Here is a 25143-nt window from a genome sequence, read left to right on the forward strand (position 1 = left end):
GTTTCCCCTTTTGGCGGCCCGGCCGTGCGTGGCCCCCCCTCCCGCCGCCGGCCGCGCGTGGCCCCCGGCCCCCCCCCCCCTGGTCGCGGGCCCCACCGCCCCAAGCGACTCCCTCGCGCGTGCGACTCGCGCCCTGCGGGCGCTCGTCGGCACGCGCCGAAGTCGGCGGTCGGTCCCGGCGCTCGCTCGCATTTAAATACGGCTCCCGCTCACTCCTCGGGGTACTTCGGCTCGCGGCGCTCGGCGCGCTCCGTCGCGCGCTCGATCACCTCGCGGACGGTGTCCGGGCCGTCGGCCGCGCGGTAGACGTCGCCGTGGCCGGGGAACATGGCTTCGGTGGTGTCGGGCATGCGGTCGAGGATCTCGTGGAGGCTCTCGATCAGGCGCTCGCGCGACTGGCCGGTCATGTCGGTGCGGCCGAACGAGCCGTCGTCGAAGGCGCCGTCGTTGTAGACGACCACGTCGCCGGAGTAGCACCGCTCCTCGCCGACGAGCGAGACGTGGTCGTCGGCGTGGCCCGGCGTGTGGACGACCTCGCAGGCCTCGCTGCCGACGAGTATCTCGTCGCCGTCCGCGAGCGCGACGTCGCGGCGCGGGTGGTCGGCGTACGCGAACACCCGCGGGTCGAATCGGTCGACGACGGCGTCGAGCTCCCCCACGTGGTCGTGGTGCTGGTGGGTCACGACGAGGCGGTTGAGGCCGTCGACGCCCGCGTCGTCGAGCGCGTCGGCGATCACCTCGTCCACCCCGGGCATCGTTCCGGCGTCGACGAGCGTCGTCGCGTCCCCGGCGACGAGGTACGCGTTACAGGTGAACTCCTCAGCGTCCGCGGTGACGGTGATCGGCTCCATGCCCGTACTCGCTCGCGCAGCGACAAAAGGGTACAGCCGCGGCGCGCGCGGCGTTCGGGCCCCGGGGCGGCGTTTCGGAGGCACCACCGGCCGTGGATTTATTTGACACCCGCTGTTAGTCTCACGCACAGATGGGTTTCGGCAGCTACGACGAGTCCGAACAGGAGAATCAGGACCTGGACGCGGACTTCGACGACGACGACGGTGTCCGGGCTGCCCAGGAGACCCACCAGGGGTCCGTCGACTACGAGCCCGGCGCCTCGAACGACGAGCTTCTCGACCGACTCCAGGAGATCAAGTCCGAGGACGCGTGAGTGACGCCGCCGAGCCGCACGCTCGGCATCGCCTTCTCTGACGCCCGCGACGCGAGCCACGCGGCCGGCGTCGTCGTCCGCGCCGACGGGACGCCGGACGGCTTCGCGTTCGCGACCTGTACCGTCGGCGGGACCGACGCGACCGACGCCGTTCTCGACTGTTGGAGCGCGCTCGACCGCGAGGACGTCCGCCACGTCGCCTGCGCGGGCGTCGCGCCCGCGTGGTTCAACCTCCTCGACCTCCGGCGCCTCCACGAGACCCTCGACCGTCCCGTCTACGCCGTGAGCTACGAGCGGAGCCCCGGGCTCGAACCCGCCCTGCGCGACGCGTTCGACGGCGACGCGCTCGCCGACCGCCTCGCGACGTACCGGTCGCTGCCGCCGCGGGTTCCGGTCGACTCCGCGGACGCGGACGAGGACGTGTCGGACTCCGACGACCCCCGCTTCGTCCGCGCGGTCGGCCTCGACTCCGACGAGGCCGCCGCGGCGGTCAGGGGGCTCACCCGCGACGGGTTCCGGCGCTGCGAGCCGCTCCGGATGGCGGCGCTCGCCGCGAGCGCGCACCGCGAGGCCGTGACGGGCGAGTGAACGCTCCGGACCGACCGACGCTACTTAGACGACCGCGCCCGCAGCGCCTGTATGAGCGAACACGGCGGCGACGGCGCCGGCCTCGACGAGGACCTGTGCGTGCCGTCCTGCGAGCGGTGCCCCGAGCTCGTCGCGTCGCGGAGCCGGATCGTCGACGGGGTCGGCCCGACCGACGCGGACCTGCTGTTCGTCGGCGAGGGGCCGGGGGCCACCGAGGACGAGGAGGGCGAGCCGTTCGTCGGTCGCTCGGGCGACGTGCTCGACGAGGCGCTCCGGGACGCGGGACTCGCCCGCGCGGACGTGCGGATCACGAACTGCGTGCGGTGCCGGCCGCCCGACAACCGAGACCCGACGACCGAGGAGCTGGCGAACTGCCGCGGCTACCTCGAAACGGAGATCGCCCGGCTCGACCCGGAGCTGATCGTGACCCTCGGGAAGGTGCCGAGCGAACACCTCCTCGACCGCTCGGTAGCGATCACGTCGGAGTCGGGCGACGTGGTCGACGCGCGCCTCGCGGGCGAGTCGCGGCGCGTCCTCCTCTCCGTCCACCCGGCGGCGACGCTGTACGACCGGAGCCAGCGCGACGGCTTCTTCGAGACGGTCGCGCGGGCGGCGGAGCTGAGCGGCGTCGGAGAACGGGGAGAAGAAGGCGGGGACGGCCAGTCGCGGCTCGGCGAGTTCTGACGCCGGATCAGTCCCGGTCGGACCGGTCGCCGACGCCGAGCCACTTCTTCGCGTCGAACAGGCCGCGGATCGCCTCGACGAGCCCCTTCCCCTCGTGCTCGCCGGGCCGGAGCCGGGCGCGGATGCGCGAGGAGATCAGCTCGATGCCGAGGACGACGATGAACACCATGATCAGCCCGGCCGCGGTCTGCTGGAACTCGAAGAGGTCCTGGCTGTTCCGGATCATCAGCCCGAGGCCGCCGGCGCCGACGACGCCGAGCGAGATGGCGATCCGGGTGTTGATCTCGAGGATGTACAGCGTCCACGCGATGAAGGATCGAGACACCTGACTCAGCATGCCGAAGCTCACGGTCTGGGTGCCCGACGCGCCCGTCGACCGGATCGCCTCGATCGGCCCTTCGTCGATCTCCTCTAAGTCGTCGGTGAACAAGCGGCCGAGGTTCCCGATGCTGTCGGTCGCGATCGCGAGCACCGCCGTGACCTGCCCCGGCGGGCCGATGGGGATGTACAGGAAGATCCAGACGATGGCGGGGATGGCGCGGATGCCGCTGAGAGTGCCCCGGAAGATGAAGTTGAACGGGAACGGCGTGACGCGCTCGCTCCCGAGGACGCCGAGGACGAGCGCGAGCGGGAAGGCGAACACGGTGCCCATGAAGCCGAGGAGGAGCGTCACCAGGCTCGCCTTCACCAGCGACTGCCGCTGCGACTGGAAGCTCTCGATGATGTGCGCGCCGCCGTCGCCGAAGCTCGCGGGGATCGCCCGCAGCCCGGTGATCCCCTGGTCTTTGGTGTAGATAGTGAAGTTCTGGAAGTCCGGCGGGAAGAAGCCGGTCGCGATGAACTCGTACATCCCGGGGAGCCGCCCCGCGACGACGTTCGGCTGGAAGCCGATGAAGCCGAGCCCCCAGTAGGTGACGCCGAGGACAGCGGCGAGCAGCACGCCCCACAGCACGTACTTGAGCCGGCGGAGCCGTTCGAGCGCGCGGAACTGGTCGTCGATCGCCGAGTCGGGCGGCGAGCTCACGCCCGCTCACCTCCGTCGGCGGCGGCGTCGGCCTCGCCGAGCTCGTCGCCGCTCGTGCCGGTCGGAACCGTCTTGCCGCCCTGGGCCTCGCCGTAGTAGATCCGGTCCATCTCGTCCATGGTGAGGTCGTCGGCGTCGCCGTCGAAGATCACCTCGCCGTCGCGGATGCCGAGGAACCGGTCCCCGAACTCGCGCGCGATGTTCACCTGGTGGAGGCTGGTGATCGTGGTGAGGTCCTGCTCGGTCGCCGCCTTCTTGAGGTAGCGCATCACGTCGCGGGCGGCCTTCGGGTCGAGGCTGGCGACCGGCTCGTCGGCGAGGACGATCTCGGGGTTCTGGACCAAGGCGCGAGCGATCCCGACGCGCTGTTTCTGGCCCCCGCTCATCGACTCGGCGCGCTGGCCGGCCTCGTCGAGGAGGCCGACCGTCTGGAGGGCCTCCAGGGCGGTCCGCTTGTCCGCGTCGTCGTGTATCCCGAGGGCGCTCCGGAGGAGTCCGTTCCGGGAGAGCGCTCCCGACAGCGCGTTGCCGAACGCCGTCTTGCTCTCGATGAGGTAGTGTTCCTGGAACACCATCCCGACCCCGCTGCGGTTCCCCTGAAGCTCCTCGCCGCCGATGCGGACGGAGCCCTCGGTGGGTTGGGTGAGCCCGTTCAACACCCGCAGCATCGTCGACTTGCCGGCACCGGAGGGACCGAGGAGGATGACGAACTCCCCCTCGTCGATGGTGAACGACACGTCGTCGAGGGCGACGGTGTCCTCGTCGTATATCTTGCTGACGTTTTCGAATTCGATCGTTGGCATGAGGTGTGGCTTTGTCCGAAAACGGACCAATCGTGTGAAAAGTGATCCGAAGTTAGGGTGGAGAGCGGTGCCCTACTCGCCGAAGATGTCGGTTCCGACGCCGAGCTCGTCGGCGACGTCGATGACGGACTGGTAGTCGTCCTGGGTCGCCTCGCGGACGCGACTGAACCAGAGGTCGTCTTCGGTGCCGTCCTCGCCGTCGGCACCGTAGTAGATGCTGTCCGGCCCCTCCAGGAACGACTCCTGGAGCGCGGACTTCACGTCGTCGCTCAGCTCGGGCGAGACCACGACCGGGGCGCGCGGCAGGCCCTCGTCCTCGTGGAGGGTCGTCGCGACCTCCTGCCACGCCTCCGGCGATGGGCCGGTGCCCGTGTCGCGGACGAACCCGCCCATCGCGGCCGCGTCGACCCGGCCCTGTTCGAGCAGGGTGTACGAGCCGACGTGGCCGCCGGCGAAGCGGGCGTCGAACTCGGCCTGCGAGCCGTTGCCCTCGGGGAGCTCGCCGACGTCGAGGCCCCCTTGGTTCGACATGCTGTACAGCGGGTACAGCGCGCCGCTCGTCGAGAGCCGGTCGGAGAACGCGACCGTCTTCCCGGAGAGGTCGGACAGCTCGGTGATGTCGCTGTCGTTCGGCGTCGCGATGATACTCTTGTAGGTCCAACCGCCGTAGCCGTACCGCTGGAGGATGATCTCCGCGTTCCCGGTCTTCACGCCGAGGGCGGCCGCGAACGGGCCGGTCTCGGCGATGTCCAGCGTTCCCTGGCCGAGAGACTGGATGATGGCGCTGTAGTTGCTTCCGATGGTCCCCTCAACGCTGAGGTCGCTGGGGACGTCGTAGTTCTCCCGGAGGTAGCTCCCGATGTGGTCTTCGAGCGGGGAGTACTGTACGTTGAGGTCTTCCTGCGGCACGGACGGCGAGATGCCGAAGTCGACCGTGCCGTCGCCGCCGAAGGTCATCTCCGGTTCGCTGTCCGACCCGTCGGAGCCGTCGGAGCCGTCCGACCCGTCGGAGCCGTCCGACCCGTCGCCGCCGTCGCCGCCGCTACAGCCGGCCAGTCCAACGATGCTTGCTGCGCCCGCGACCTTGAGGAATTGGCGTCGTCGCTCCATGAGGAGTACATATTGGCGTTCTACTGATCTATCAAAAGTGTTGCTGTTCAAATATACGTACAGGTATATACTGCTCTGTAACCGATCCCGGATAGAAACTGACTTCCACGCAGATGATATATCGGTAACATGGACGAATCTCCAACGGATCGAGAGGTGTCCGTCGCCCTCGTGGACTACGGTCTCGGGAACCTCCGGTCGGCGACCCGCGGGCTGGAACGCGCGGGCGCCTCCGTCGAGATAACGGACGACCCCGATGCGTTCGCGGCCGCGGACGGCGTCGTCCTCCCCGGAGTCGGCGCGTTCCGCGAGGGGATGGAGAACGCCGGCCCCCTGCGCGAGGCGCTGACCGACCACGCCGCGGCGGGCCGCCCCCTCTTCGGGATATGCCTCGGGATGCAGATGCTCCTCACCACGAGCGAGGAGGCGGACCACGAGGGCGAAGGCGAGGTGACGGGCCTCGATTTAGTCCCCGGCACCAACGTCCGGTTCGACGTGGACCGGAAGGTCCCCCACATGGGGTGGAACGAGCTGGAGGTCGCGCGCGACCACCCGATCGTCGACGGGGTTAACGGCGAGTACGCCTACTTCGTCCACTCCTACTACGCCGCGCCGGACGACGCCGACGCGGTCGTCGCCACCGCGGACTACGGCGTCGACTTCCCGGCCGTCGTCGCCAACGAGGCCGGCAACGTGTTCGGCACGCAGTTCCACCCCGAGAAGAGCGGCGAGACGGGGCTGAAGATCCTGCGGAACTTCGTCGACTACTGCGCGGAGCAGTAGTCGGCGACCGCGTTCGCTTTTCTCAGAGTTCGTCGTACGGGCCCGGCTTGGCGGCCGTCAGGCGGTCGACCTGGTCGTCGGAGAGCTCGATCGTCGCGGCCGCGAGGTTCTCGCGCAGCTGGTCGACCGTCCGGGCGCCGACGATGGGCGCGGCCACGCCGTCGCGGTGCGTGAGCCACGCGAGCGCGGTCTGAGCGGGCGAGGCGTCCACCTCGTCGGCGACGGCGTCGAGTTCGTCGTGGACGTCGAAGTTCTCCTCGGTGAGGTACGCCTCCTGGAACCGGCTCGACTCGGCGGCCTTCGAGTCGTCGGGGAGGTCGGCGTCGCGGTCGTACTTCCCGGTCAAAAAGCCCTGCCCGAGCGGGCTCCACGGGGAGACCGCGAGGTCGCGCTGGCGCGCGAACTCCAGGTAGTCCCCCTCGACCTCGCGGTCGACGAGGTTGTACCGCGGCTGGAGTACTTTGAACGGCTCCCACCCCTCGCTCCGGGCGATCTCGTTGGCGCGGGCGACCTTCCACGCGTTCGGACGGAGCGTGGAGGCGCCGAGGTAGTGGACCTTGCCGGACTCGACGAGCCCGTTCAGCGTCTTCATCAGCTCGCGGGCGGGCGTCTCGTCGTCCCAGCGGTGGATGTAGAGGACGTCGATGTAGTCGGTGTCGAGCCGGTCGAGCAGGGCGTCGACGCGGTGCCGGACGTTCTTGCGGTTCGTGCCGCGGCTGTTCGGGTCGCCGTCGCGGATCTGCCAGTACACCTTCGAGGCGACCGTGTAGCGCTCGCGGTCGCGCTCGGCGAGCCAGTCGCCGATCCAGCGCTCGCAGTCGCCGCCGCCGTACACGTCGGCGGTGTCGATGTACCGCCCGCCGGCGGCCTCGTAGGCGCCGAGCAGCTCGTGGGCGCGGTCCTCGTCGATCTCCACGTTCCCTTCCTCGGTCACGCGGCCGAACCGCCACGTGCCGAACTGGAGCTCGCTCGTCCGCAGGCCGGTCCGGCCGAGCGGCACGGTTCCCAGGTCGATCTCGTCGAGTTCGGGCGTCATCGCCGAACGGTTGTCGCGGTCGACGCAAAAAGCCTCAGCAACCGGATGCGGTGTGCGAACGCGTCTCTATCGCCGAGGACGGGCGCGGGGGCGACTACTCGCAGGTCACGGCGAAGTCCGCCTCCGTCGCGGCCGCGGTACACACCGGACAGCCGGCGTCGAGTATCGTCTCCCGCATCGCGTCGTTGACCTCGATGGTCTGCGCGCAGTCCGGACAGGTGAAGTGAACGGTGGTCAACGGCTTTTCCTCTCGTTCCCCTCGGACGCGGGCTGCGAACATAAATGGACGGTTCCGGGGCGACGCGGGGCGCCGCCCGCCCCGCGCTCGCCGGCGTCCGCTCACTCGGTCCGCGGCACCGCGTACGCGCCGACCGCGAGGAAGGCGGCCGCGAGCGCGGCCAACACGAGCAGGTCGCCCGCCCACGCGCCGCCCTCGAAGGTTATCGCCCGGGTCCCGCGCGCGAAGTACGTCAGCGGCGAGGCGGCGACCGCCGGCAGGAACCACTCCGGCAGCAGCGACGGGGTGACGAACGTCTCGGAGAGGAAGAGGAGGGGGAGCGCGACCGTGTTGCTCGCGGCGATCACGCCGTCCTGCGAGTCCGAGAGCGCGCCGAGGACGGCGCCGAGCCCGCAGAAGAGCGCGACCGCGACCGCGACGAAGAGGGGGAGCGCGGCGAGCGCGGGCGAGACGATCAGCGTCGCGTCCGTCACCGCCAGCACGAGCCCGAGGATGAGCAGGCTCGCGGCGCCGATTATCCCCACGTTGACCAGCGTGTGCGCGAGCAGCCACTCGGCGCGGGAGAGGGGCGTCGTCGCCAGCTTCTCGAACCGCCCCCCGTCGCGGTGGCGCGCGATCTCGGAGCCGACCCGCGACAGCGGCGTGAACAGGACGACGACCGCGAGGTAGCCCGGGATGTAGTAGCCCGCGGGCTCGGCGAAGAGCCCGCCCCCGGTCGGCTGGGTCCGGACCAGCGCGCCGAAGATGACGACGAGGATGACCGGGAAGAAGAACGTGAAGAACACCGCCGTCCGGCGACGAGTGAACGAGCGCGCGGCCGCGACCGCCTCCGTCCGGATCCGGCCGAGGCGGGTCATCGGTCGCCCCCGTCCGGCGCCGCGTCGTCGGGTGCGCGCCGCCCGTCCGCCGCTGTGGCCGGCGTCGCGTCGGCGACGCCCTCAGGGGCGTCCCGGCCGCGTCTGGTGTACTCCTCGCCGGTGAGCCGCAGGTACACGTCCTCCAGCGACGGCTCCGACCACGAGAGCGAGTCGAACGCGACCCCGGCGCCGTCGAGCGCGTCGACCGCGGCGCCGATGGACTCTGGCCGCACGCCGCGCACTCGGAGCCCCTCGTCGGTCGCCTCCACGGTCGGGTCGCCCCCGAGCCGCTCGCGGACGCCGGCCGCGACGGCCTCGACGACCTCGTCGGTCGCCGGTTCCGCCGTCGCCGCGTCGAGCCGGGGCGCGCCGCCGTGCTCGGCGACCAGCCGGTCGGGCGCCCCGGTGGCGACGACGCGCCCGTCGCGGAGCATGGCCACGCGGTCGGCGAGCCGCTCGACCTCGTCCATCGCGTGGCTCGTGAGGAAGACCGTCGTCCCGCCGGCCGCGAGCCGCTCGATCAGCCGGTGGATCGCACGCCGGCCGGCGGGGTCGATCCCGGTCGTCGGCTCGTCGAGGAAGAGGAGGTCCGGATCGTTGACGACGGCGGTCGCGACGCAGGTGCGGCGCCGCTGGCCGCCCGAGAGCGTCTCGTACCAGGCGTCGGCGTCGCCGGCCATCCCCACGTCGTCGAGGACCGCCTCGGTGTCGCGGGCGTCGTCGTAGAGCCCGCCGTAGTAGTCGACCAGTTCGCGGGCCGTGAGCCGCGCGGGCGGGTCGAACGACTGCGGGAGCAGCCCGATCCGGGCGGGATCGACCTCTCTCGGCGGCGCGCCGAACACGCGCAGGTCGCCCTCCGCCTCGGTCGTCCCCGTGAGCGCGCGGACCAGCGTCGTCTTCCCGGCGCCGTTGGGGCCGATGAGCCCGAACACCTCGCCGGCCGCCACGTCGAGGTCGACCCCGTCGAGCGCGTCGACGTCGCCGTACGACTTCCGGACCCCCTCGCCGACGACGACCGGGTCGGCCGCGGGGCCGCCCGGAGTCGCCCCGTCGGCGGGGGCGTCGACCGCCGCGTCGGTCGCTGTCTCGTCCATGCGATCGGATGCGGCCGCGGCGCGCGTAAGGGTTGCTTTTCGGTCGGCCCGGCCCGCTCCGTTACGCATAAGCGACGCGCCGCCGACCCACGGCGTATGCACTACCACGAGGCGGCGGCGTTCCTCTTCGACCTCCGCCGCTTCTCGGTCAAGCCCGGCACGGAGCGGGTCGAGGCGCTGTTAGCGCACCTCGGGGACCCGCAGGACGACGTGCCGTTCGTCCAGATCGCCGGCTCGAACGGGAAGGGGAGCGCGGCGCGGCTGACGGAGTCGGTCCTGCGGGAGGCGGGGCTGTCGGTGGGGCTGTACACCTCGCCGCACCTCTCGGCGCTCGCCGAGCGGGTCCGCGTCGACGGCCGACAGATGACCGAGTCGGCGATCGCCGACTTCGTCGCAGAGGTGCGCCCCTGGCTGATCGAGCGCGCGGCCGCCGGCGAGCCGCTCACCTTCTTCGAGGTCGTGACGGCGATGGGGATCCGGGAGTTCGCGCGCCGCGAGGTCGACGTCGCGGTCCTGGAGGTCGGCCTCGGCGGCGAGTACGACGCGACGAGCGCGGTCGACCCCGTCGCGACCGCCGTGACGAACGTCTCATTGGAACACACCGCGGTCCTCGGCGACACGATCGAGGAGATCGCCCGCACCAAGTCTCGGATCGCCCGTCCGGACGCCCCGTTCGTCACCGCCTGCGAGGGCGAGGCGCTCGACGTGGTCCGCGAGGTCGCCGGCGAAGCCGGCGCGCCGGTGACGCGCGTGACCGGCGACGGGGGCGCCGGGCGCTCCGAATCCGATGAGACCGAGGACCCGCCCGCGCTCGCGGCGACCTACGAGGGTCGGGTCAGCGCCACCGACGCCGAGGTCTCGCTCAGCGGCGAGCGCGAGGGGACCTACCGGCTCCCCCTCGTCGGCCGGCATCAGGCCGCGAACGCGGCGGTCGCCGTCGCGCTCGCGGACCGGACCGCGGCGGCGCTGGGGACCGACCTCGGCGAGCGCGCCGTGCGCGACGGCCTCGCGCGGGCGACGTGGCCGGGGCGGTTCGAGGTGGTCGAGACGGCGCCGCTGACCGTCCTCGACGGCGCGCACAACCCCGCGGCCGCCCGCACGCTCGCCGCGACCCTCGACGAGTACGACTACGACGACCTCCACCTCGTGTACGCCGCGATGCACGACAAGGACCACGCGGAGACGGCCGCGGCGCTCCCCGAGGCGGCGACCGCGGTCACCTGTCGGCCCGCCATCGACCGGGCGGAGGACCCCACGGTGCTCGCGGCCGCGCTCCGGTCGGCGGGCGTCGGCGAGGTGACGGCCGGCGACGACGTGACCGACGCGCTCGCGACGGCGGTCGACCGCGCCGACGAGGGGGACTGCGTGCTGCTCGTCGGCTCGCTGTTCGCGGTCGCGGAGGCCCGGGCGGCTCAGATGCGCACGGTCCGGGAGCGGGCCGTTCGGGACGCCGAGGACGCCGAACACGCGCTCGACACGGCCGGGGTCCCGCCCGAGGGCGTCGCGGCCCACCGGGACGGCGTCGACCACCGGGTCCTCACCCTCCGACTGCGCGGCGACCGCGCCGAGCGCGTCGCGAGCGAGGCCCGGGCGGTCGGCGGCGACGCGGCGCTCGGCGGCCTCGGCGCGGGCGAGGACCGCGGGGCGAGCGGCGAGCAGGTCCCGGTCACCGTCGCGGGGACGGTCGCGGAGATCCGGGCGCTCGTCGACCGCCTCGACGCGGCCGACGGCGGCGGGCTCGGGGGGGTGGCGGCCGACCTCGCCGCGGCGGTCGGAATCGAGACCGACGGGATCGGCGGAACGGAAGAGAAGAGCGACGCCGACGAGGCCACCCCCGACTTCCCGTGGAGCGACCGCACCGCGGTGATGGGCGTGCTCAACGTCACGCCGGACTCCTTCCACGACGGCGGGCGCCACGCCGACCTCGACGACGCGGTCGCGGGCGTCGAGCGGATGGTCGACGCGGGGGTCGACGTCGTCGACGTGGGCGGGGAGTCGACCCGACCGGGCGCGGAGCCGGTCCCGGTCGAGGCGGAGATCGAGCGCGTCGTGCCGACGGTCGAGGCGATCCAGTCGGTGCCCGCGGTCGAGTCGGGTGACGTGCTGGTCTCGGTGGACACCCGGAAGCCGGCGGTCGCCGAGGCGGCGCTCGACGCGGGCGCGGACGTCATTAACGACGTGACCGGGCTGGAGGACCCGGAGATGCGGTCGGTCGTCGCCGACGCCGACTGCCCGGTGATCGTGATGCACAGCCTCGACGCGCCGGTCGACCCGGACGCCGACCCCGAGTACGACGACGTGGTGAGCGAGGCGGTGGACGCCCTCCGCGAGCGGCTCGCGCTGGCGGACACGGCCGGCATCGACCGCGACCGCGTCATCGTCGACCCCGGGCTCGGCTTCGGGAAGTCGCCGGCCGAGGACTTCGAGCTGCTCGCTCGCTGCGGGGAGTTCGCGGCGCTCGGCTGCCCGGTCCTCGTCGGCCACTCGCACAAGTCGCTGTACGGCGCGGTCGGGCGCGACGCCGACGACCGCGAGCACGCGACGGTCGCGGGCACCGCGCTCGCGGCCGACCGCGGCGCCGACATCGTTCGGGTCCACGACGTCGGCGAGAACCGGGCCGCGGTCGACGTCGCCGCCGCGGTGAACGGGGCGCTGCGCGACGGAGACGGCGCGGAATGACTCGGACCCGGCCTCCGGTCCCGGTCTCGCGCCGCGCCGACGGCAGCGTTTTGCCTCGCGACCCCCTCGCGCCCGTATGACCCGGCGCCTGCTGCTCGGCTGTAGCGCGGTCGGGAGCGCGCTCGTCGAACACGCCCGCGACGAGCGCGGCGGGCGCGACGACCTGGTGGCGATCACCGACGACACCGGCTGGGTGTCGACGCTGCGCGACCGCAACGTCGCCACCGTCGAGGCCGACCCGACCGACCCCGGGACCTACCCCGACAGCGCAGCCGTCGTGCTGATCGCGAGCGACGACGCCGAGCGAAACGTCGCCGCCGCGCGGGCGGCCCGGGAGCGGTACCCTGAGGCGTTGATCGTCGCGCACCTCGGGACGGCGCCGACCGACGAGCAGCGGGCGGCGGTCGAGGCGGCCGCCGACCGCGTGGTCGACCCGGTCGAGGCGGTCGCCGACCGCGTCTTCGAGGCGGTCGGCCTCGACGACGGCCGCGGCGCCGCCGACGCGGAGTTCGCCCCCGCGGACGACGGCGGCGAGAAGCCCGCCCGACTGCTCGGGACGCTCCGTCGCCTCTCCGGGCCGCTCCTCGTCGTCGCGCACGACAACCCGGACCCGGACGCCATCGCGAGCGCGATCGGGCTGGCGCGGATCGCGGCGTCGATCGGCGTCGACGCGGACGCCTGCTACGGCGGCGAGATCGCCCATCAGGAGAACCGCGCGCTGGTGAACCTCCTCGACATCGGGCTGCGGTCGTTCGACGAGGTCGACCTCGACGCGTACGGCGGCGTCGCCCTGGTCGACCACTCTCGCGCGGGGATCAACGACAGCCTCCCGGAGGGCCATCCCGTCGACGTCGTGGTCGACCACCACCCGCCGCGGGGGCCGGTCGCGGGGTCGTTCGTCGACATCCGCCCCGAGATCGGCGCGACGAGCACGCTCATCTCCGAGTACCTCTCGCGGTACGGGATCGCGCCGGAGCGGGACCTCGCCACGGCGCTTCTGTACGGCATCCGGATCGACACGAAGGACTTCACGCGCGCGACCGCCACCGACGACTTCGAGGCGGCCGCCGCGCTGCTCGCGCACGCCGACGAGTCGACGCTCGAACGCGTCGAGAGCCCGAGCGTGAGCCCGGAGACGCTGCGCGTCCTCGCGGCCGCCATCGAGAACCGCGACGTCCGCGGGTCGGTGGCCGCCTCCTGCGTCGGCGAGATCTCCGACCGCGACGCGCTCTCGCAGGCGGCCGAGCGCCTCTTGGATCTGGAGGACGTGACGGTGACGTTCGTCTACGGCTACATGGACGGCGTGATCTACGGCTCCGCCCGCGCCCGCGGCGCCGACCTCGACGCCGGCGAACTCTTACGCGACGCGCTCGACCCCGTGGGCTCGGCCGGGGGGCACGCCTCGATGGCCGGCGCGCAGGTCCCGCTCGGCATCCTCTCGGAGGTCTCCGAGTCGGAGTCGCTGTCGGACGTCGTCGAGGCGTTCGTCGCCGGGCGGTTCTTCGAGGCGCTCGACGACGCGCCCGCCCAGCCGACCGGGCTCCCGCCGGAGTTCCCGACGGACTGAGGCCGGGGCGTGCGAACCGGTCACGCGGCGGCGTAAGACACTCCTCGCCGGCCGCCGATCCCCTCGCCGTCGCCGCCATGTCCGACGGCCTCTACGTCGAGCGCCCCCGGCTGTACGACGCGATCCAGTCCGAGTGGGACTACGACCGCGACGTCGCTTTCGTCCGCGACACGCTCGCCGACCGCGGGGTCGACCTCGGCGGCGTCGCCCCCAAGCGCCTGCTGGAGGTCGGCTGCGGCACCGGCGAGCACACCCGCCGGTTCGCGGCCCGCGGGCTCGACGTGACCGCGATAGACGTCCACGAGGGAATGCTGGACGTCGCACGCGAGAAGTGCGCCGGCGTGGACGCCGGCGTCGGCGACGACGACTTCGGTGACGGCGACGCCCCGGGATCGGTCGAGTTCTGCCTGACTGGCCTTCCGGACCCGGACCTGGCGGACTCGGCACCGTTCGACGCGGCCGTCGCGATCCGCGGCGTCGTGAACCACCTCGCGCCGAGGGATCTCGATCCCGCGCTGGCCGCGCTCCGCGACCGTCTGCGGCCGGGCGGCGTCCTCGTCTTCGACAACTCCCCGCTGCCGCCCGACGGGAATCGACCCGGACTGGACGTGGGCCGCGACGCCGAGGGCGCGATCGAGTACGTCCGCGTCGCGCACCACGTTGCGACCGGCGAGGGACGGCTCGACTGGCGGGCGGTGACGTTCACCCGCGACGGTGACGCGTTCACGGATCGACGGCGGATGACGCCGTTCGCCGACGACCGGATCGCCGACGCGCTCGCCGCGGCCGGGTTCGGCGACGTCGACGTCGCGGACGGGTACGGCCCCGGCGACGACCGGAGCGTGTTCGTCGCGGTGCGGTAGGCCGCCGGGTACGGTGCGGTCGCGGTGCGGGCGGTCGTGGTGCGGTCGCGGTGCGGGCGGTCGTGGTGTGGTCGCGGTGCGGGCGGTCGTGGTGCGGTCGCGGTGCGGGCGGTCGTGGTGCGGTCGCGGTGCGGGCGGTCGTGGTGCGGTCGTGGTGTGGTCGCGGTGCGGGCGGTCGTGGTGCGGTCGTGGTGCGGGCGGTCGTGGTGCGGTCGCGGTGCGGGCGGTCGCGGTGCGGTCGCGGTGCGGTCCCGTCGTCGGGAGATTGTCACGGAGTGGCAGGCCGGTCGTGCGGAAACCGCGCAACGGTCGCAACGTACATACGACGCGCCGGCCAACTGTTCGATATGACCGACGACATCGTCGAACACCGTCGACTGATCATCGCCGGCACCGGTATTTCGGGGCTCTCGGCGGCGATCTACGCCGCGCGCTCGAACAACGACCCGCTGCTCATCGAGGGCGACGAGCCGGGCGGCCAGCTCACGCTGACGACCGACGTGGAGAACTACCCCGGCTTCCCCGAGGGGGTCTCCGGGCCGGGCCTGATCAACGACATGAAAGAGCAGGCCGAGAAGTTCGGCGCCGAGGCCCGCAACGGCGTCATCGAGGACGTCTCGAAGGAGCCCGCGGGCCACTTCCGCGTCGCGCTCTCCGACGGCGACGTGTACACCGCCGACGCCGTCATCGCCGCCTCGGGCGCCAGCGCCCGGACGCTCGGCGTCCCGGGCGAAGAGGAGCTGATGGGGTACGGCCTCTCGACCTGTGCGACCTGCGACGGCGCGTTCTTCCGCGACGAGGACATGCTCGTCGTCGGCGGCGGCGACGCCGCGATGGAGGAGGCGAACTTCCTGACGAAGTTCGCGGACACCGTCTACGTCGCCCACCGCCGCGAGGAGTTCCGCGCCGAGGACGTGTGGATCGAGCGCACGATGGACGCCGTCGAGGACGGCGACATCGAGCTGCTCCTCAACACCGAGCTCACCGAGATCCACGGCACGCCAGAGGACGGGATCGATCACGTGACCCTCGTCGAGCACCCCGACGGTCACCCGAAGGAGAAGCTCGACGACCCCGCGACCGCCGACGAGGTCGACGAGTACGACTTCGACGTGGGCGCCGTCTTCTACGCCATCGGCCACACGCCGAACACCGACTTCTTGGAGGGGACCGGCATCGAGACCGACGACGACGGCTACCTGATAACCGAGGGCGGCCGCGGCGGCGGACAGACGCGTACGGGCGTCGAGGGCCTCTTCGGCGCGGGCGACGTGGTCGACTTCCACTACCAGCAGGCGGCCACCGCGAGCGGGATGGGCGTGAAGGCCGCGCTCGACGCCGACGAGTACCTCTCCGAGCGCGAGCGCGCCGGCGAGCTGTACGAGGCCGAGGTCGACGCCGCGGCCGCGGACGACTGAGCGGCGGTTCGTCGTTTCGGGCGCGTCCGGTTCGCCGCCCCGACGGCCCCGTCCGCACCCGTGAGGCGATCGGTGACGCAAACCTCTCTTTGCGTTATGCGTGGTACTATCCGCGGCGCCTCCGTCGTTCGAGACGAGATGAACAGACGCGGTCTGGCCGTCGTCGCCGCTGCGCTCGCGTTGTTCGTAACTGGTAGCGCCGTCGCCCTCGCCGGCCCCGTGTCGGGCGGGCCCGGCGGCCTCCTCGGCGGGGCGAGCGAGCCGCCGGCGCTGCTTCAGTTCGACACCGACGACGTCCGCTGTCCCGACGAGTTCGCGGCCAACGGTTCGACATCGGTGGCCGCCGGCCCAAGAAACACGGAAATAACGTACGCTCGAAACGTCTCGCTGCCGAGTTCCTCACACGCCGTCGGCGGCCCGACGTTCGAACGACTGAACGAGTCGGCCTACGTCCTCGACGTTCCGATCGAGGAGGTCGGGAACGCGTCGCGGTCGTGTTCGGGCGTCGTCCGCTACAACGGTACGATGCGGATCCCCGCGGGCGACGACCCCTGGACCCTGATCGTGAAACAGGACGGCGAGACGGTCACGACGCTGCGCGGCGACTCGGACTCCTCGCTCCTCGGCGGGTCGACGAGCGTGAGCGGAAGCGTTTCGGCCCCGGAACAGACGGACGACTCCGCGAACTCGTCCGGAGATTGATGTTCCACCGGCGTTGAACGAGTTCAAAGCCCAGCCGTTCGTTTATAAATAGCTGACCGTAGATCGACGGTGAACGACTTCAAGGCCAGCCGTTCGTTTATAAATAGCTGACCGTAGATCGACGGTGAACGACTTCAAGGCCCCAGCCGGGAGGCGGGCGCACGCTCGCTGTCGTTCGAAAGGCGCGGAGCGCCTTTCGTGATGACGAGAGAGCTTCGCTCTCTCGAACCACGCTCCTCGTCGCCCGTTTCACTCGCTCCTGCGGTGCTTGCATCGCCTGCGCCCGCCTCCCGGCTGCCCCTTTGAGTCCCACCCCGCACGGCACCGCAGCCTCACGCCTCCCCAGCCTCGTCGGCCGCCCTCCGCGTTGCTCCGGGCGGCCGACTCCCTCGCGCGTGCTCCTCGCGGCCGCCGGGGGCGGCCGCTCGCAGGCGCGCGCCACCGCGGTTCTATTTATAAATGGTCGTCGTGATCGCTCGCCTCACGACAGAATCTCCACCTCGTACCCCTCGGCTTCGAGCGCGTCGACGATGTCGGCGGCGTGTTCGGCGTCGTCGGTCTCCAGTTCGAGTTCGAGTTCGGCGGCGTTGACGGCCACGTCGCGGGAGGTGCGGTCGTGGTGGACCGCGTACACGTTCGCGCCGGTGCGCGCGACGATGCTGGAGACGCGCTCCAGTTCGCCGGGGCGGTCTTTTAAATCGATCGTGATCTTGAGGTACCGGCCCATCTGGACCAGCCCGCGGCGGATCACGGTGCCGAGGCGGTTGAGGTCGATGTTGCCGCCGCAGAGCGCGGCGACGACCGTCTCGCCGTCGTCGTACTCGAAGGCGTCGGAGAGGACGGCGGCGAGCGCGACCGCGCCCGCGCCCTCCACGAGCGTCTTCGCGCGTTCCAAGAGGAGCGTGAGCGCCAAGGCGATCTCGCGGTCGTCGACGGTGACGACCTCGTCGACGTACTCTTCCATCACTTCGAGGGTCTCCTCGCCGACCGACCGCGTCGCGATCCCGTCGGCGATCGTGTCGACGCTGTCGATCTCCGTGACTTCGCCGGCCTCCAGCGACTTCGCGGCCGAGGCGGCGCCCTCCGCCTGAACGCCGACGACGCGGACGTCCGGGAGCTGCTCCTTTATCGCGACCGCGACCCCGGAGATCAGCCCGCCGCCGCCGATCGGGACGACGACGGTGTCGAGGTCGGGGCAGTCGTCGACGATCTCCAAGCCGAGCGTCCCCTGCCCCGCCATCACGACGGGATCGTCGAACGCGTGGACGTAGGTGCGACCCTCCTCGCGCTCCAGCCGGTGCGCGTACGCCTGCGCCTCGTCGTAGTCGACGCCCTCTAAGCGGACGCTCGCGCCGTACCCGCGGGTGGCCTTCACCTTCGAGACGGGCGCGAACTTCGGCATCACGACGGTGGCGTCGACGCCGGCGCGGCTGGCCGCCAGCGCCACGCCCTGCGCGTGGTTGCCGGCGCTCGCGGTGACGACGCCCGCCTCCCGCTCCGCCTCGGAGAGCGTCTCGATCCGGTTCATCGCGCCGCGGATCTTGAACGCGCCGGTGCGCTGGAAGTTCTCTAACTTGAGGTGGAGGTCGGCGCCGCTCATCTCGGAGAACGAGCGCGACCGCTCCAAGGGCGTGTGCCGGGCGACGCCCGAGACCCGCTCGCGCGCCTCGCGGATGTCGGCGAGTGTGAGCATGGAACCTCGTCGCCGCGCCGACCGCTAATCGGTTCCGGTCGGCCTCGACCGAGGAGTGACGGCGAGCGGCCGCGGCCGCCGCGTCGCGGTCGTCGCGTCGGCCGGCGCCCCGGCCTGCGCGCCGATCCGGGTCGACGGCCCGGCGGCTCGCGGGTGATAAGGGGGGAATGCACGCGTGTGACGTGCGAGTGAAACGAGGCGACGGGAATACAAAAAGGTGAGGCTACCAGAGCGAAAGTGAAAACGCACGACTGCGGCGCCGTCATCGCTCCGTCAGACGGGATCTCGGGGGGTCAGCCGCACCCGCACGTCCCGCTCGGCGAGGACCGATCGCACCCGGTCGGCGAACGGGCCGGATCCGGGCCACGTCGCGTCCGCGTCGAGGCGGTCGGGGTCGCCGACGTACACCGCGGCGGTGTCGGGATGCCCGGTCGGCGCGTCGAGCGGCACGGCCTCGCGGACGTACAGTCCGCCGTCGACGTCCTCGTACGCGTCGAGCGCGTCGACCGCCTCCGTCCGGAGGAGCCGTCCCGCCGTCTCGCCGCCCGGCGCGAGCGTCGGGTACCGCCCCTCGACGAGGCGGAGGCCGTCGAGCGTCGCGGGGCCGACGAAGACGTACGAGTCGACGACCTCGGCGACCCGCTCCGGCTCGGTCAGCGTCCCGTACACGAAGACGTCCATGGGGGCCGTGGGTCGCTCGCGGGCTTCAACGTTCGGGCGCTCCCGGCCCGACGCGGTCGGCTGGAGGTGCGATCGCCCCTCGCGACGCCGAGTGCCGGCGACGCCGACCGGCTCCGGTATATCAATACCGCGGGCGACCGTCGGGAAGGTCACATGGACTTCCCGCGGCTGCGGCGCGTCTGGAAGCGCGTGTTCGCGCTCGCGTGGCCCGTCATGGCCGAGCAGACGTTCCGCACCGCGATGCGGACGACGGACATCCTCGTCACCGCGCTGTTCTCGCCGGCCGCGGTCGTCGCCATCGGCCTCGCGGACCTGTACGCCCGGTTCCCGCTGCGGATCGGGCTCGGCCTCGGCGGCGGCGCCATCGCGCTCTCCTCGCAGGACACCGGCGCCGGCGCCGCGGAGAACCGCGACGAGGCGGTGACGCAGGCGATCCTGCTCGGCGCGCTCGCGGGGGTCCCGTTCGTCCTCTTCGGGTTCCTCTTCGGCGAGCTCGCGATCGACGTGTTCGGCCGCATCGTCGGCGAGGAGACCGCGCCCGCGGTCGTCGACCTCGGCTCGACGTACCTCGCGATCGTGTTCGCCACCGCCCCCGCCCGCCACGTCGCCCTCGTCGGCGCCCGCGCGCTCCAAGGCACCGGCGACACCCGGACGCCGATGTACGTCAACATCGCCGCCAACTCCGTCAACATCGCCGGCTCCGTCGTCCTCGGGCTCGGCCTGTTCGGCCTCCCGCGGCTGGAGGTCCTCGGCGTCGGCCTCGCGACCGCGGGCGCCAACGTGCTCACGGCCGGCCTGCTCTGCGTCGCCATCTGGGGGTCGTGGACCGACGCGGAGTTCGCGTGGCCGCGCGACCTCACGATCGCCAAACAGCTCCTCGTCGTGAGCGCCCCCCGCGTGCTGGAGGGGTTCGGCTCCGAGATCGCGGAGTTCCCCTTCAACGCGCTCCTCCTCGGCTTCGGCGAGACGGTCAACGCCGGCTTCCAGATCGGCCGCCGCGTCTACCAGCAGGTGACCGGGCCGCTCTCGCGCGGCTACAACGTCGCGGCGTCGATCCTCGTCGGGCAGGCGCTCGGCGAGGGCGACCCGGAGGCCGCGCGGTTCAACGGCTGGGCCGTTGCGAGCCTCGGCGTGCTCACGGTCGGCGCGATCGGGCTCGGACTCGTCGTCGCCGCGCCGCGGATCGTCCCGGTGTTCACCGACGACGCCCCGACGATCGCGTCCGCGGTCGACTTCGCGCGGGTGTACGGCGTCGCGGGCGCCGCGCTCGCCTGCTTCTCCGCGCTCTCCGGGTCGCTCCAGGGCGCCAGCGAGACGCGGATTCCCCTCGTCGCGCGCGTCTCGGGCATGTTCGGGCTCTTCTTAGGCCTCTCGTGGCTGCTCGGTCGCACCGCGGGGTTCGGCCCCGAAGGCGCGTACGTCGGTGTGTCCGCGGCGTACGCGTGGATGGCGCTCCTCGTCGCCGCCGGTTTCCGCTACACGGACTGGGCGAGCCGCGCCGCGGACATGATGGACGCGCGCGGGTCCGGGCCGGGCGCCGAGCCCGACGCCGCGTCCGGCGACGGCCCGCCCGCGGACGAGTAGCGGCAACTCGCCGCCGCCGGGGCCGTTCGGTCAGGGCTCGCCGCCGAGCGACTCCTGCTCGGAGCCCGGGTCGCCCCTGAGCCGTCGGCGGCGCTTGTCGTAGGCGGCCTCCAGCTTCGCGTTCGTCGCCCGCGAGACGAGGTAACAGTCGGCGTCGTCGTCGTCGCGGGGGTGCGCGCTCGCGACCCAGACGTGGCCGTCGCCGGCCGAGAGGTCGTCCGCCCAGCGCTCGGCGGCCGCGCGGCTCTCGAACGCGTGGCGAGACCCGTCCTCGAAGACGAGCCGTCCCACCTTCGCGTTCCGCTTGCGCGCGGACGGTTTGATCGCGACGACGACGCTCACACCCCGAGGTCGGACGCCATCAGGTAAAAACCTCGTCAGACGCCGCGGGCTCAGTCGTCGGCGACGGCGCCCGGCTCGGCGTCCGCGGCGTCCGCCTCCGCCGCGAGCAGGCGGTCGAGCCCGTCGACCATCCCGACGACGCTCGCGCGGGTGATGTCCGCGTCCGACGCGGAGACGCTCACGGAGCGGTCGCCCCGCGAGAGGTCGACCTCGACCGTGACGACCGCGTCGGTTCCCCCCGTGATCGCGTCGACGTGGTAGGAGTCGAGCTCGAACGCGACGCCGTCGTGATCGGCCGCTCCCTCCGCTCCGGAGTCGGACTCGTCGCCCGCGAGCGCCGCGCGGACCGCCTCCAGCCCGGCGTCGACCGGGCCGGCGCCGGTGCCGGAGGCGACGCGCTCGTCGTCGCCGACGCGGAGCCGGACCGAGGCGGTCGGGAGGTTGCCCCCGGAGGTCGCCGAGAGGTCGACGAGCTCGACGTGGCGCTCGCGCTCGCGGCCCCGCACGTCGTCGGCGATCGCGAGCAGGTCGGCGTCCGTGACGCGCTTGCCGCGCTCGCCGAGCTCCTTCACGCGGGCGACGACCTCGCGCAGCTCGTCGTCGTCGACCGCCACGTCGTGCTCGGCGAGCGCGGCCTTCACGCCGGCCCGGCCGGCGTGCTTGCCGAGGACGAGTCGGCGCTCCCGCCCGACCGTCTCCGGCGGGTACGGCTCGTACATCGTCCCGTCCTTGAGGGTCCCGTCGGTGTGGATGCCGGACTCGTGGGCGAAGGCGTTGGCGCCGCAGACGGCCTTGTTCGGCGGGAGCGCGACGCCGGTCGCCTCCGAGACGGTCCGGCAGAGCCGGTAGAGTCGCTCCAGCTCGACGGTGTCGACGTCGTACGACTCGCCGAGCGCGATCGCGACCTCTTCGAGCGCGACGTTGCCCGCGCGCTCGCCGACGCCGAGGACGGTGCCGTGGACGGTGTCGGCGCCCGCCTTCAGCCCGGCGTGGACGTTCGCCAGGCCGAACCCGAGGTCGTCGTGGGTGTGGAGGCTCGTCGGGCCGAGGGCGGCGAGCCGGGAGACCACCTCGGCGGTGCGCTCGGGGTCGGCCGCACCGACGGTGTCGCAGTAGCAGATCCGGTCCGCGCCCGCGTCGAGGCCGGCGCCGAGCAGGCGGTCGAGGTAGTCGAGGTCGGCGCGCGAGCCGTCCTCGCCGAGCACCTCCACCCACAGCCCGTGGTCTTTCGCGTACTCGACGAGTTCGACCGTCGTCTCGACGACCTCGTCGCGGGTCGACCCCACCTTCGTCTCGACGTGCTTGTCGGAGGCGGGGACGACGAGGTTCACGCCGTCGACGCCGCAGTCGAGCGCGTGGTCCACGTCCCGCTTAACCCCGCGGGCGAAGCTCGTCACGGTCGCGTCCAGTCCCTCGTCGGCGACGCGGCGGATCGCCTCGCGCTCGCCTTCCGAGGTGCACGCCGAGCCGGCCTCGATCAGGTGGACGCCGGCGGCGTCGAGCTCGCGGGCGACGTCGACCTTCTCCCCGGGCGTCAGGGAGACGCCGGGCATCTGTTCGCCGTCGCGCAGCGTGGTGTCTAACAGCTGTACCTCGTCGCGGTCGGTGAGTGTGGTTCGGGTCAAAAGATGGTCCGTCGGCTCTGCGGTGGTCTCGGGGTCGGTGCCGCCGCGGGGCGGTCGTGCCCCGTCGTCCTTATCGCCGGAGAATTTCGCGGCCAGCCGCCGTGAGGCGACTTCCTCTATCCTCCGAACGAACGCGTTCGTCTCGCGTCATTCGTACCCGTGCGGACTGTGTACACACGGATAAACTGTCGGGTCGCGTCAGGTTTGGCCGAGCGATCTTCGGCGTCGGCCCGCTTCGGCCGACGATCTCTCGCCCCGCCGACAGCGTTAGGGGACTCCCCTGCGACCGGCTCGCATGGAGCGAGTCGCGATCGACGACGTCGACGTCGTCACGAACCCGATGGACGTCCACGACCTCCGAAAGCCTGTCTCGCGCGCACTCGGTACCGACCACGTCGCGATGAACTACTTCGAGCTCGCGCCCGGGGACGGCTTCTCCGGCGGGCTCCACACCCACGGCGACCAGGAGGAGATATTCTACGTGCTCTCGGGTACCGCCACGTTCGAGGTCGGGCGCGACCGCGAGCGCGTCGAGGTCGGCCCCGACGAGGCGATCCGATTCGCGCCCGGCGAGTTCCAGTCCGGGTTCGTGGCCGAAGACGCCGACGAGGAGGTGGTCGCGTGGGCGATCGGCGCGCCGGGCGCGCACCACGACTGGGACCAGATCGAGTCGATCGTCGAGTGTCGCGACTGCGGCGGCGAGCGCGTCCACGACACGGAACTCACCGACGAGGGGCGATTCCGGTTCACCTGTACGGAGTGCGGCACGTCGTTCTCGCCGTGAGACTCGTTCGCGGCGTTCGAGACGACCACGCCGCGCCACCGCACCCGCCTCACCCCAGCAGCGACCGCAGCGACCGCCGCCGGGTGCCGCACTCGGCCGCGTAGTCGCAGGCGTCACACCGGTCGTCGTCGACGCGCGGCGGCGGGCCGTCGATCGACCGGGCCGCGCGGAGCGCCTTTCGATACGCCGCCTTCTTCCGGAGCGTCAGTCGCACCTCGCGGACCACTCCGACCGCGGGGTACTCGACCAGGGCGCGCTCGATCTCGCGTTCGCGCTCCCACGCCAGCGCCTTCGCGAGCCCGACCGCGCGGACCGCCTGCGGCTCCCACACGCCGTTTGCCGGCGGCTCGCCCGAGGAGACGAGGGTCGGAATCGGCGGCGGTGACGGCCCGGCATCGTCCGGTTCCTCTGTGCCCGCGGCCGGCTCCAACACCTTGTGAACGGTTCCATGGCAGTCCTTGCCCGAGAGGAATCCGCGCTCGGTCGCGGGGTCGACGAGGTCGCCGTACTCGTCGCGCTCGCGCAGTCGGGTCAGATTTCGGCGATAGTCGGTCGGCGACCGGTGGAGCGGAAGTTGCCGAAGGACCCGATCCGGCGCGTCGACCAGCTCGTCGTACCGGAACGCGAGGTCGATGCGCTCGCGCGCCTTCGGCGGGACGCTCCGCTCGTCGTCGCGCCGCACGTAGTAGAGCTGTCGGGGGCAGTACGCCGCGCGGGCCAGGTCGCTGAACGGGACGAGGGTCACGCGGCGGACTGGCCGCGGCTTCATTTATAAACAAACGACGGCGGTGCGGCGGCGCGCGCCTCCGAGCGCCCAGCGGGCGCGAGGAGCGTCGCGCGAGGGAGTCGGCCGACCGCAGGGAGGCCGACGAGGCTGGGGAGGTGTGAGGTGCGGTCGCTGTGCGGTCGGGTGGGACTCAAAGGGGCAGCCGCGAGGACGACGGCGCGCGACGCAAGCACCGCAGGGAGCGAGTGAAACGAGCGACCGAGGAGCGCAGCGAGCGCACCGAGTCCTCGCGGCTGGGGCTTTGGAGGTGTTCGTCGCCGATCTGCTGTCAGCTGCTTATAGCCGAGCGGCTGGAGCTTTGGAGGAGATCACCGACGATCCACAGCCAACTACTTATAAAGACACGTCTGTTTCGATGTCCTCGGTCGCCTCGCGGAGGCCGTCCTCGCGGGCGTCGCTCGCGAGCGACCCCTCGATGTCGGCGTCGGTGAGCAGGTCGCGGAACGCGTCGCGGAAGCGGTCGTTCGCCCGCGTGGAGGCGATGTCCGTCCGCGCGACGGCGGCGTACTTGGCAACTTCGTCCGGCTCGGCGTCCAGCTCCTCGGCGCACTCGACGATCGAGTTCCCGGCCGCGGTGAGCCGCTTCAGGTCGGCGTACTCGAAGGGCGGGTCGGCCTCGTCGCCTTCCCCGTCCGCCTTCACGTCCCGGTCCGACTCGCGGACGAGGTGGAGGTCGAGCCGCGCCTTGCGGACGGTCTCGGCGTCAATTTCGTCGCGATCGACGTCGCTGTCGCCGTCTGTGTCGGCCAGCCCGTCGCGGATCGCCGCCGCGATCGCCGCGTCGCCCTCGTCCGCGAACCGGCCGCGCGCCACTCGGACGTAGGCGTCGTCGCCGAGCGGCGTCGAGAAGCCGTCCCGCTCGCGCATCGCGGCGACGAGGTCGCGGACCGCGTCGTCGACCGCCTCGTCGTCGCGGTCGACGAGGGTCCCCCGCTCCGCCTCTTGGCGTTCGGTGACCGTCTCCGAGCCGGTGGCGTCGACGAACAGGTCGCGGAGGTCGGCGGTCTTCTCGTCCATGGGAGTCGATCTACGCGGG

At 72.2% G+C, this 25143-nt stretch carries 25 protein-coding genes; 11 read left to right on the top strand and 14 right to left on the bottom strand.

What is annotated here, in order from left to right; all coding sequences use genetic code 11:
• Window positions 1-209: 209 nt before the first annotated feature.
• Window positions 210-851, bottom strand: coding sequence for an MBL fold metallo-hydrolase (locus tag AC4NMM_RS10625; RefSeq protein ID WP_096393861.1), 642 nt, complete (start codon window positions 849-851; stop codon window positions 210-212).
• A gap of 131 nt (window positions 852-982) precedes the next feature.
• On the opposite strand from AC4NMM_RS10625, the gene AC4NMM_RS10630 reads away from it, so the two are divergent.
• The 3 genes from AC4NMM_RS10630 to AC4NMM_RS10640 are packed head-to-tail and all read left to right on the top strand — an operon-like array spanning window position 983 to window position 2437.
• Window positions 983-1165, top strand: a complete 183-nt coding sequence (locus AC4NMM_RS10630; RefSeq protein WP_007995123.1) for a DUF5786 family protein — start codon at window positions 983-985, stop codon at window positions 1163-1165.
• A complete protein-coding gene (locus tag AC4NMM_RS10635) occupies window positions 1166-1753 on the top strand; it encodes an endonuclease dU (RefSeq protein WP_096393862.1) in 588 nt (195 codons plus the stop codon).
• A 51-nt stretch (window positions 1754-1804) separates the two neighbouring features.
• A complete protein-coding gene (locus tag AC4NMM_RS10640) occupies window positions 1805-2437 on the top strand; it encodes a uracil-DNA glycosylase (protein WP_491924224.1) in 633 nt (210 codons plus the stop codon).
• Window positions 2438-2444: 7 nt separating this feature from the next.
• Here the strand turns inward: AC4NMM_RS10640 and phnE are convergent, their stop codons facing one another.
• The 3 genes from phnE to AC4NMM_RS10655 form a co-directional block, all read right to left on the bottom strand.
• A complete protein-coding gene (gene phnE / locus AC4NMM_RS10645; protein WP_096393864.1) occupies window positions 2445-3461 on the bottom strand; it encodes a phosphonate ABC transporter, permease protein PhnE in 1017 nt (338 codons plus the stop codon).
• Entirely contained in the window at window positions 3458-4264 is an 807-nt protein-coding gene (gene phnC, locus AC4NMM_RS10650) for a phosphonate ABC transporter ATP-binding protein (protein ID WP_096393865.1), read from the bottom strand. Before phnC ends, phnE begins: the two co-directional genes overlap by 4 nt.
• Before the next feature lie 72 nt (window positions 4265-4336).
• On the bottom strand, window positions 4337-5374 hold the full coding sequence (locus AC4NMM_RS10655) for a phosphate/phosphite/phosphonate ABC transporter substrate-binding protein (protein ID WP_096393866.1): 1038 nt from the start codon (window positions 5372-5374) through the stop codon (window positions 4337-4339).
• 129 nt (window positions 5375-5503) lie between these two features.
• Here AC4NMM_RS10655 and hisH point away from each other — a divergent pair, with 129 nt between their 5' ends.
• On the top strand, window positions 5504-6157 hold the full coding sequence (hisH, locus tag AC4NMM_RS10660) for an imidazole glycerol phosphate synthase subunit HisH (RefSeq protein WP_096393867.1): 654 nt from the start codon (window positions 5504-5506) through the stop codon (window positions 6155-6157).
• A 22-nt stretch (window positions 6158-6179) separates the two neighbouring features.
• Here the strand turns inward: hisH and AC4NMM_RS10665 are convergent, their stop codons facing one another.
• From AC4NMM_RS10665 to AC4NMM_RS10680, 4 genes are all read right to left on the bottom strand, one after another.
• Complete coding sequence (locus AC4NMM_RS10665; RefSeq protein WP_491924225.1) at window positions 6180-7193, bottom strand: aldo/keto reductase; 1014 nt, start codon at window positions 7191-7193, stop codon at window positions 6180-6182.
• A gap of 94 nt (window positions 7194-7287) precedes the next feature.
• A complete protein-coding gene (locus AC4NMM_RS10670; protein WP_157745933.1) occupies window positions 7288-7431 on the bottom strand; it encodes a DUF7560 family zinc ribbon protein in 144 nt (47 codons plus the stop codon).
• Between the two features lie 101 nt (window positions 7432-7532).
• Complete coding sequence (locus AC4NMM_RS10675) at window positions 7533-8288, bottom strand: ABC transporter permease (RefSeq protein ID WP_491924226.1); 756 nt, start codon at window positions 8286-8288, stop codon at window positions 7533-7535.
• Window positions 8285-9382: an ABC transporter ATP-binding protein gene (locus tag AC4NMM_RS10680; RefSeq protein ID WP_491924227.1), complete on the bottom strand. Its 1098-nt coding sequence runs from the start codon at window positions 9380-9382 to the stop codon at window positions 8285-8287. Before AC4NMM_RS10680 ends, AC4NMM_RS10675 begins: the two co-directional genes overlap by 4 nt.
• 96 nt (window positions 9383-9478) lie before the next feature.
• Here AC4NMM_RS10680 and folP point away from each other — a divergent pair, with 96 nt between their 5' ends.
• The 5 genes from folP (at window position 9479) to AC4NMM_RS10705 (ending at window position 16611) form a co-directional block, all read left to right on the top strand.
• Window positions 9479-12061, top strand: coding sequence for a dihydropteroate synthase (gene folP / locus AC4NMM_RS10685; protein WP_491924228.1), 2583 nt, complete (start codon window positions 9479-9481; stop codon window positions 12059-12061).
• Window positions 12062-12137: 76 nt separating this feature from the next.
• Window positions 12138-13628, top strand: a complete 1491-nt coding sequence (locus AC4NMM_RS10690; protein WP_096393873.1) for a DHH family phosphoesterase — start codon at window positions 12138-12140, stop codon at window positions 13626-13628.
• Between the two features lie 77 nt (window positions 13629-13705).
• Window positions 13706-14491, top strand: a complete 786-nt coding sequence (locus AC4NMM_RS10695; RefSeq protein ID WP_096393874.1) for a class I SAM-dependent methyltransferase — start codon at window positions 13706-13708, stop codon at window positions 14489-14491.
• A 347-nt stretch (window positions 14492-14838) separates the two neighbouring features.
• On the top strand, window positions 14839-15909 hold the full coding sequence (locus tag AC4NMM_RS10700; protein ID WP_491924229.1) for an NAD(P)/FAD-dependent oxidoreductase: 1071 nt from the start codon (window positions 14839-14841) through the stop codon (window positions 15907-15909).
• Window positions 15910-16047: 138 nt separating this feature from the next.
• Complete coding sequence (locus AC4NMM_RS10705; protein ID WP_491924230.1) at window positions 16048-16611, top strand: hypothetical protein; 564 nt, start codon at window positions 16048-16050, stop codon at window positions 16609-16611.
• Window positions 16612-17092: 481 nt separating this feature from the next.
• Here the strand turns inward: AC4NMM_RS10705 and ilvA are convergent, their stop codons facing one another.
• Both ilvA and AC4NMM_RS10715 read right to left on the bottom strand, forming a co-directional pair.
• Window positions 17093-18304, bottom strand: a complete 1212-nt coding sequence (gene ilvA, locus AC4NMM_RS10710; protein WP_096393877.1) for a threonine ammonia-lyase — start codon at window positions 18302-18304, stop codon at window positions 17093-17095.
• 273 nt (window positions 18305-18577) lie between these two features.
• Complete coding sequence (locus tag AC4NMM_RS10715) at window positions 18578-18985, bottom strand: gamma-glutamylcyclotransferase family protein (RefSeq protein ID WP_491924231.1); 408 nt, start codon at window positions 18983-18985, stop codon at window positions 18578-18580.
• A gap of 153 nt (window positions 18986-19138) precedes the next feature.
• Between AC4NMM_RS10715 and AC4NMM_RS10720 the strand changes: the two genes are divergently transcribed.
• Window positions 19139-20569 carry an MATE family efflux transporter gene (locus tag AC4NMM_RS10720; RefSeq protein WP_491924232.1) on the top strand — a complete coding sequence of 477 codons (1431 nt, stop codon included), beginning with the start codon at window positions 19139-19141 and terminating at the stop codon, window positions 20567-20569.
• Window positions 20570-20599: 30 nt separating this feature from the next.
• Here AC4NMM_RS10720 and AC4NMM_RS10725 read toward each other — a convergent pair whose 3' ends face one another.
• Complete coding sequence (locus tag AC4NMM_RS10725) at window positions 20600-20911, bottom strand: DUF8081 domain-containing protein (protein WP_491924233.1); 312 nt, start codon at window positions 20909-20911, stop codon at window positions 20600-20602.
• A gap of 50 nt (window positions 20912-20961) precedes the next feature.
• Window positions 20962-22536: a hydroxymethylglutaryl-CoA lyase-like TIM-barrel protein gene (locus AC4NMM_RS10730; RefSeq protein WP_491924234.1), complete on the bottom strand. Its 1575-nt coding sequence runs from the start codon at window positions 22534-22536 to the stop codon at window positions 20962-20964.
• A 295-nt stretch (window positions 22537-22831) separates the two neighbouring features.
• Between AC4NMM_RS10730 and AC4NMM_RS10735 the strand changes: the two genes are divergently transcribed.
• The gene (locus AC4NMM_RS10735) at window positions 22832-23320 is read left to right on the top strand and encodes a cupin domain-containing protein (protein ID WP_096393882.1); all 489 of its coding nucleotides are present in this window, start codon (window positions 22832-22834) and stop codon (window positions 23318-23320) included.
• Window positions 23321-23369: 49 nt separating this feature from the next.
• Here the strand turns inward: AC4NMM_RS10735 and AC4NMM_RS10740 are convergent, their stop codons facing one another.
• Both AC4NMM_RS10740 and AC4NMM_RS10745 read right to left on the bottom strand, forming a co-directional pair.
• Complete coding sequence (locus AC4NMM_RS10740; protein WP_096393883.1) at window positions 23370-24065, bottom strand: CRISPR-associated protein Cas4; 696 nt, start codon at window positions 24063-24065, stop codon at window positions 23370-23372.
• A 375-nt stretch (window positions 24066-24440) separates the two neighbouring features.
• A complete protein-coding gene (locus AC4NMM_RS10745) occupies window positions 24441-25124 on the bottom strand; it encodes a hypothetical protein (RefSeq protein ID WP_096393884.1) in 684 nt (227 codons plus the stop codon).
• Window positions 25125-25143: the final 19 nt, after the last annotated feature.

The organism is Halorubrum sp. SD41, from assembly GCF_058630335.1.

What these genes read in the sequence shown, in the direction of transcription:
- AC4NMM_RS10625 (WP_096393861.1), bottom strand. Translation starts at nt 851, where the DNA reads ATGGAGCCGATCACCGTCACCGCGGACGCTGAGGAGTTCACCTGTAAC.
- AC4NMM_RS10630 (WP_007995123.1), top strand. Translation starts at nt 983, where the DNA reads ATGGGTTTCGGCAGCTACGACGAGTCCGAACAGGAGAATCAGGACCTG.
- AC4NMM_RS10640 (WP_491924224.1), top strand. Translation starts at nt 1,805, where the DNA reads ATGAGCGAACACGGCGGCGACGGCGCCGGCCTCGACGAGGACCTGTGC.
- phnC (WP_096393865.1), bottom strand. Translation starts at nt 4,264, where the DNA reads ATGCCAACGATCGAATTCGAAAACGTCAGCAAGATATACGACGAGGAC.
- AC4NMM_RS10655 (WP_096393866.1), bottom strand. Translation starts at nt 5,374, where the DNA reads ATGGAGCGACGACGCCAATTCCTCAAGGTCGCGGGCGCAGCAAGCATC.
- hisH (WP_096393867.1), top strand. Translation starts at nt 5,504, where the DNA reads ATGGACGAATCTCCAACGGATCGAGAGGTGTCCGTCGCCCTCGTGGAC.
- AC4NMM_RS10665 (WP_491924225.1), bottom strand. Translation starts at nt 7,193, where the DNA reads ATGACGCCCGAACTCGACGAGATCGACCTGGGAACCGTGCCGCTCGGC.
- AC4NMM_RS10675 (WP_491924226.1), bottom strand. Translation starts at nt 8,288, where the DNA reads ATGACCCGCCTCGGCCGGATCCGGACGGAGGCGGTCGCGGCCGCGCGC.
- AC4NMM_RS10680 (WP_491924227.1), bottom strand. Translation starts at nt 9,382, where the DNA reads ATGGACGAGACAGCGACCGACGCGGCGGTCGACGCCCCCGCCGACGGG.
- folP (WP_491924228.1), top strand. Translation starts at nt 9,479, where the DNA reads ATGCACTACCACGAGGCGGCGGCGTTCCTCTTCGACCTCCGCCGCTTC.
- AC4NMM_RS10690 (WP_096393873.1), top strand. Translation starts at nt 12,138, where the DNA reads ATGACCCGGCGCCTGCTGCTCGGCTGTAGCGCGGTCGGGAGCGCGCTC.
- AC4NMM_RS10695 (WP_096393874.1), top strand. Translation starts at nt 13,706, where the DNA reads ATGTCCGACGGCCTCTACGTCGAGCGCCCCCGGCTGTACGACGCGATC.
- AC4NMM_RS10700 (WP_491924229.1), top strand. Translation starts at nt 14,839, where the DNA reads ATGACCGACGACATCGTCGAACACCGTCGACTGATCATCGCCGGCACC.
- AC4NMM_RS10705 (WP_491924230.1), top strand. Translation starts at nt 16,048, where the DNA reads ATGAACAGACGCGGTCTGGCCGTCGTCGCCGCTGCGCTCGCGTTGTTC.
- ilvA (WP_096393877.1), bottom strand. Translation starts at nt 18,304, where the DNA reads ATGCTCACACTCGCCGACATCCGCGAGGCGCGCGAGCGGGTCTCGGGC.
- AC4NMM_RS10715 (WP_491924231.1), bottom strand. Translation starts at nt 18,985, where the DNA reads ATGGACGTCTTCGTGTACGGGACGCTGACCGAGCCGGAGCGGGTCGCC.
- AC4NMM_RS10720 (WP_491924232.1), top strand. Translation starts at nt 19,139, where the DNA reads ATGGACTTCCCGCGGCTGCGGCGCGTCTGGAAGCGCGTGTTCGCGCTC.
- AC4NMM_RS10735 (WP_096393882.1), top strand. Translation starts at nt 22,832, where the DNA reads ATGGAGCGAGTCGCGATCGACGACGTCGACGTCGTCACGAACCCGATG.
- AC4NMM_RS10745 (WP_096393884.1), bottom strand. Translation starts at nt 25,124, where the DNA reads ATGGACGAGAAGACCGCCGACCTCCGCGACCTGTTCGTCGACGCCACC.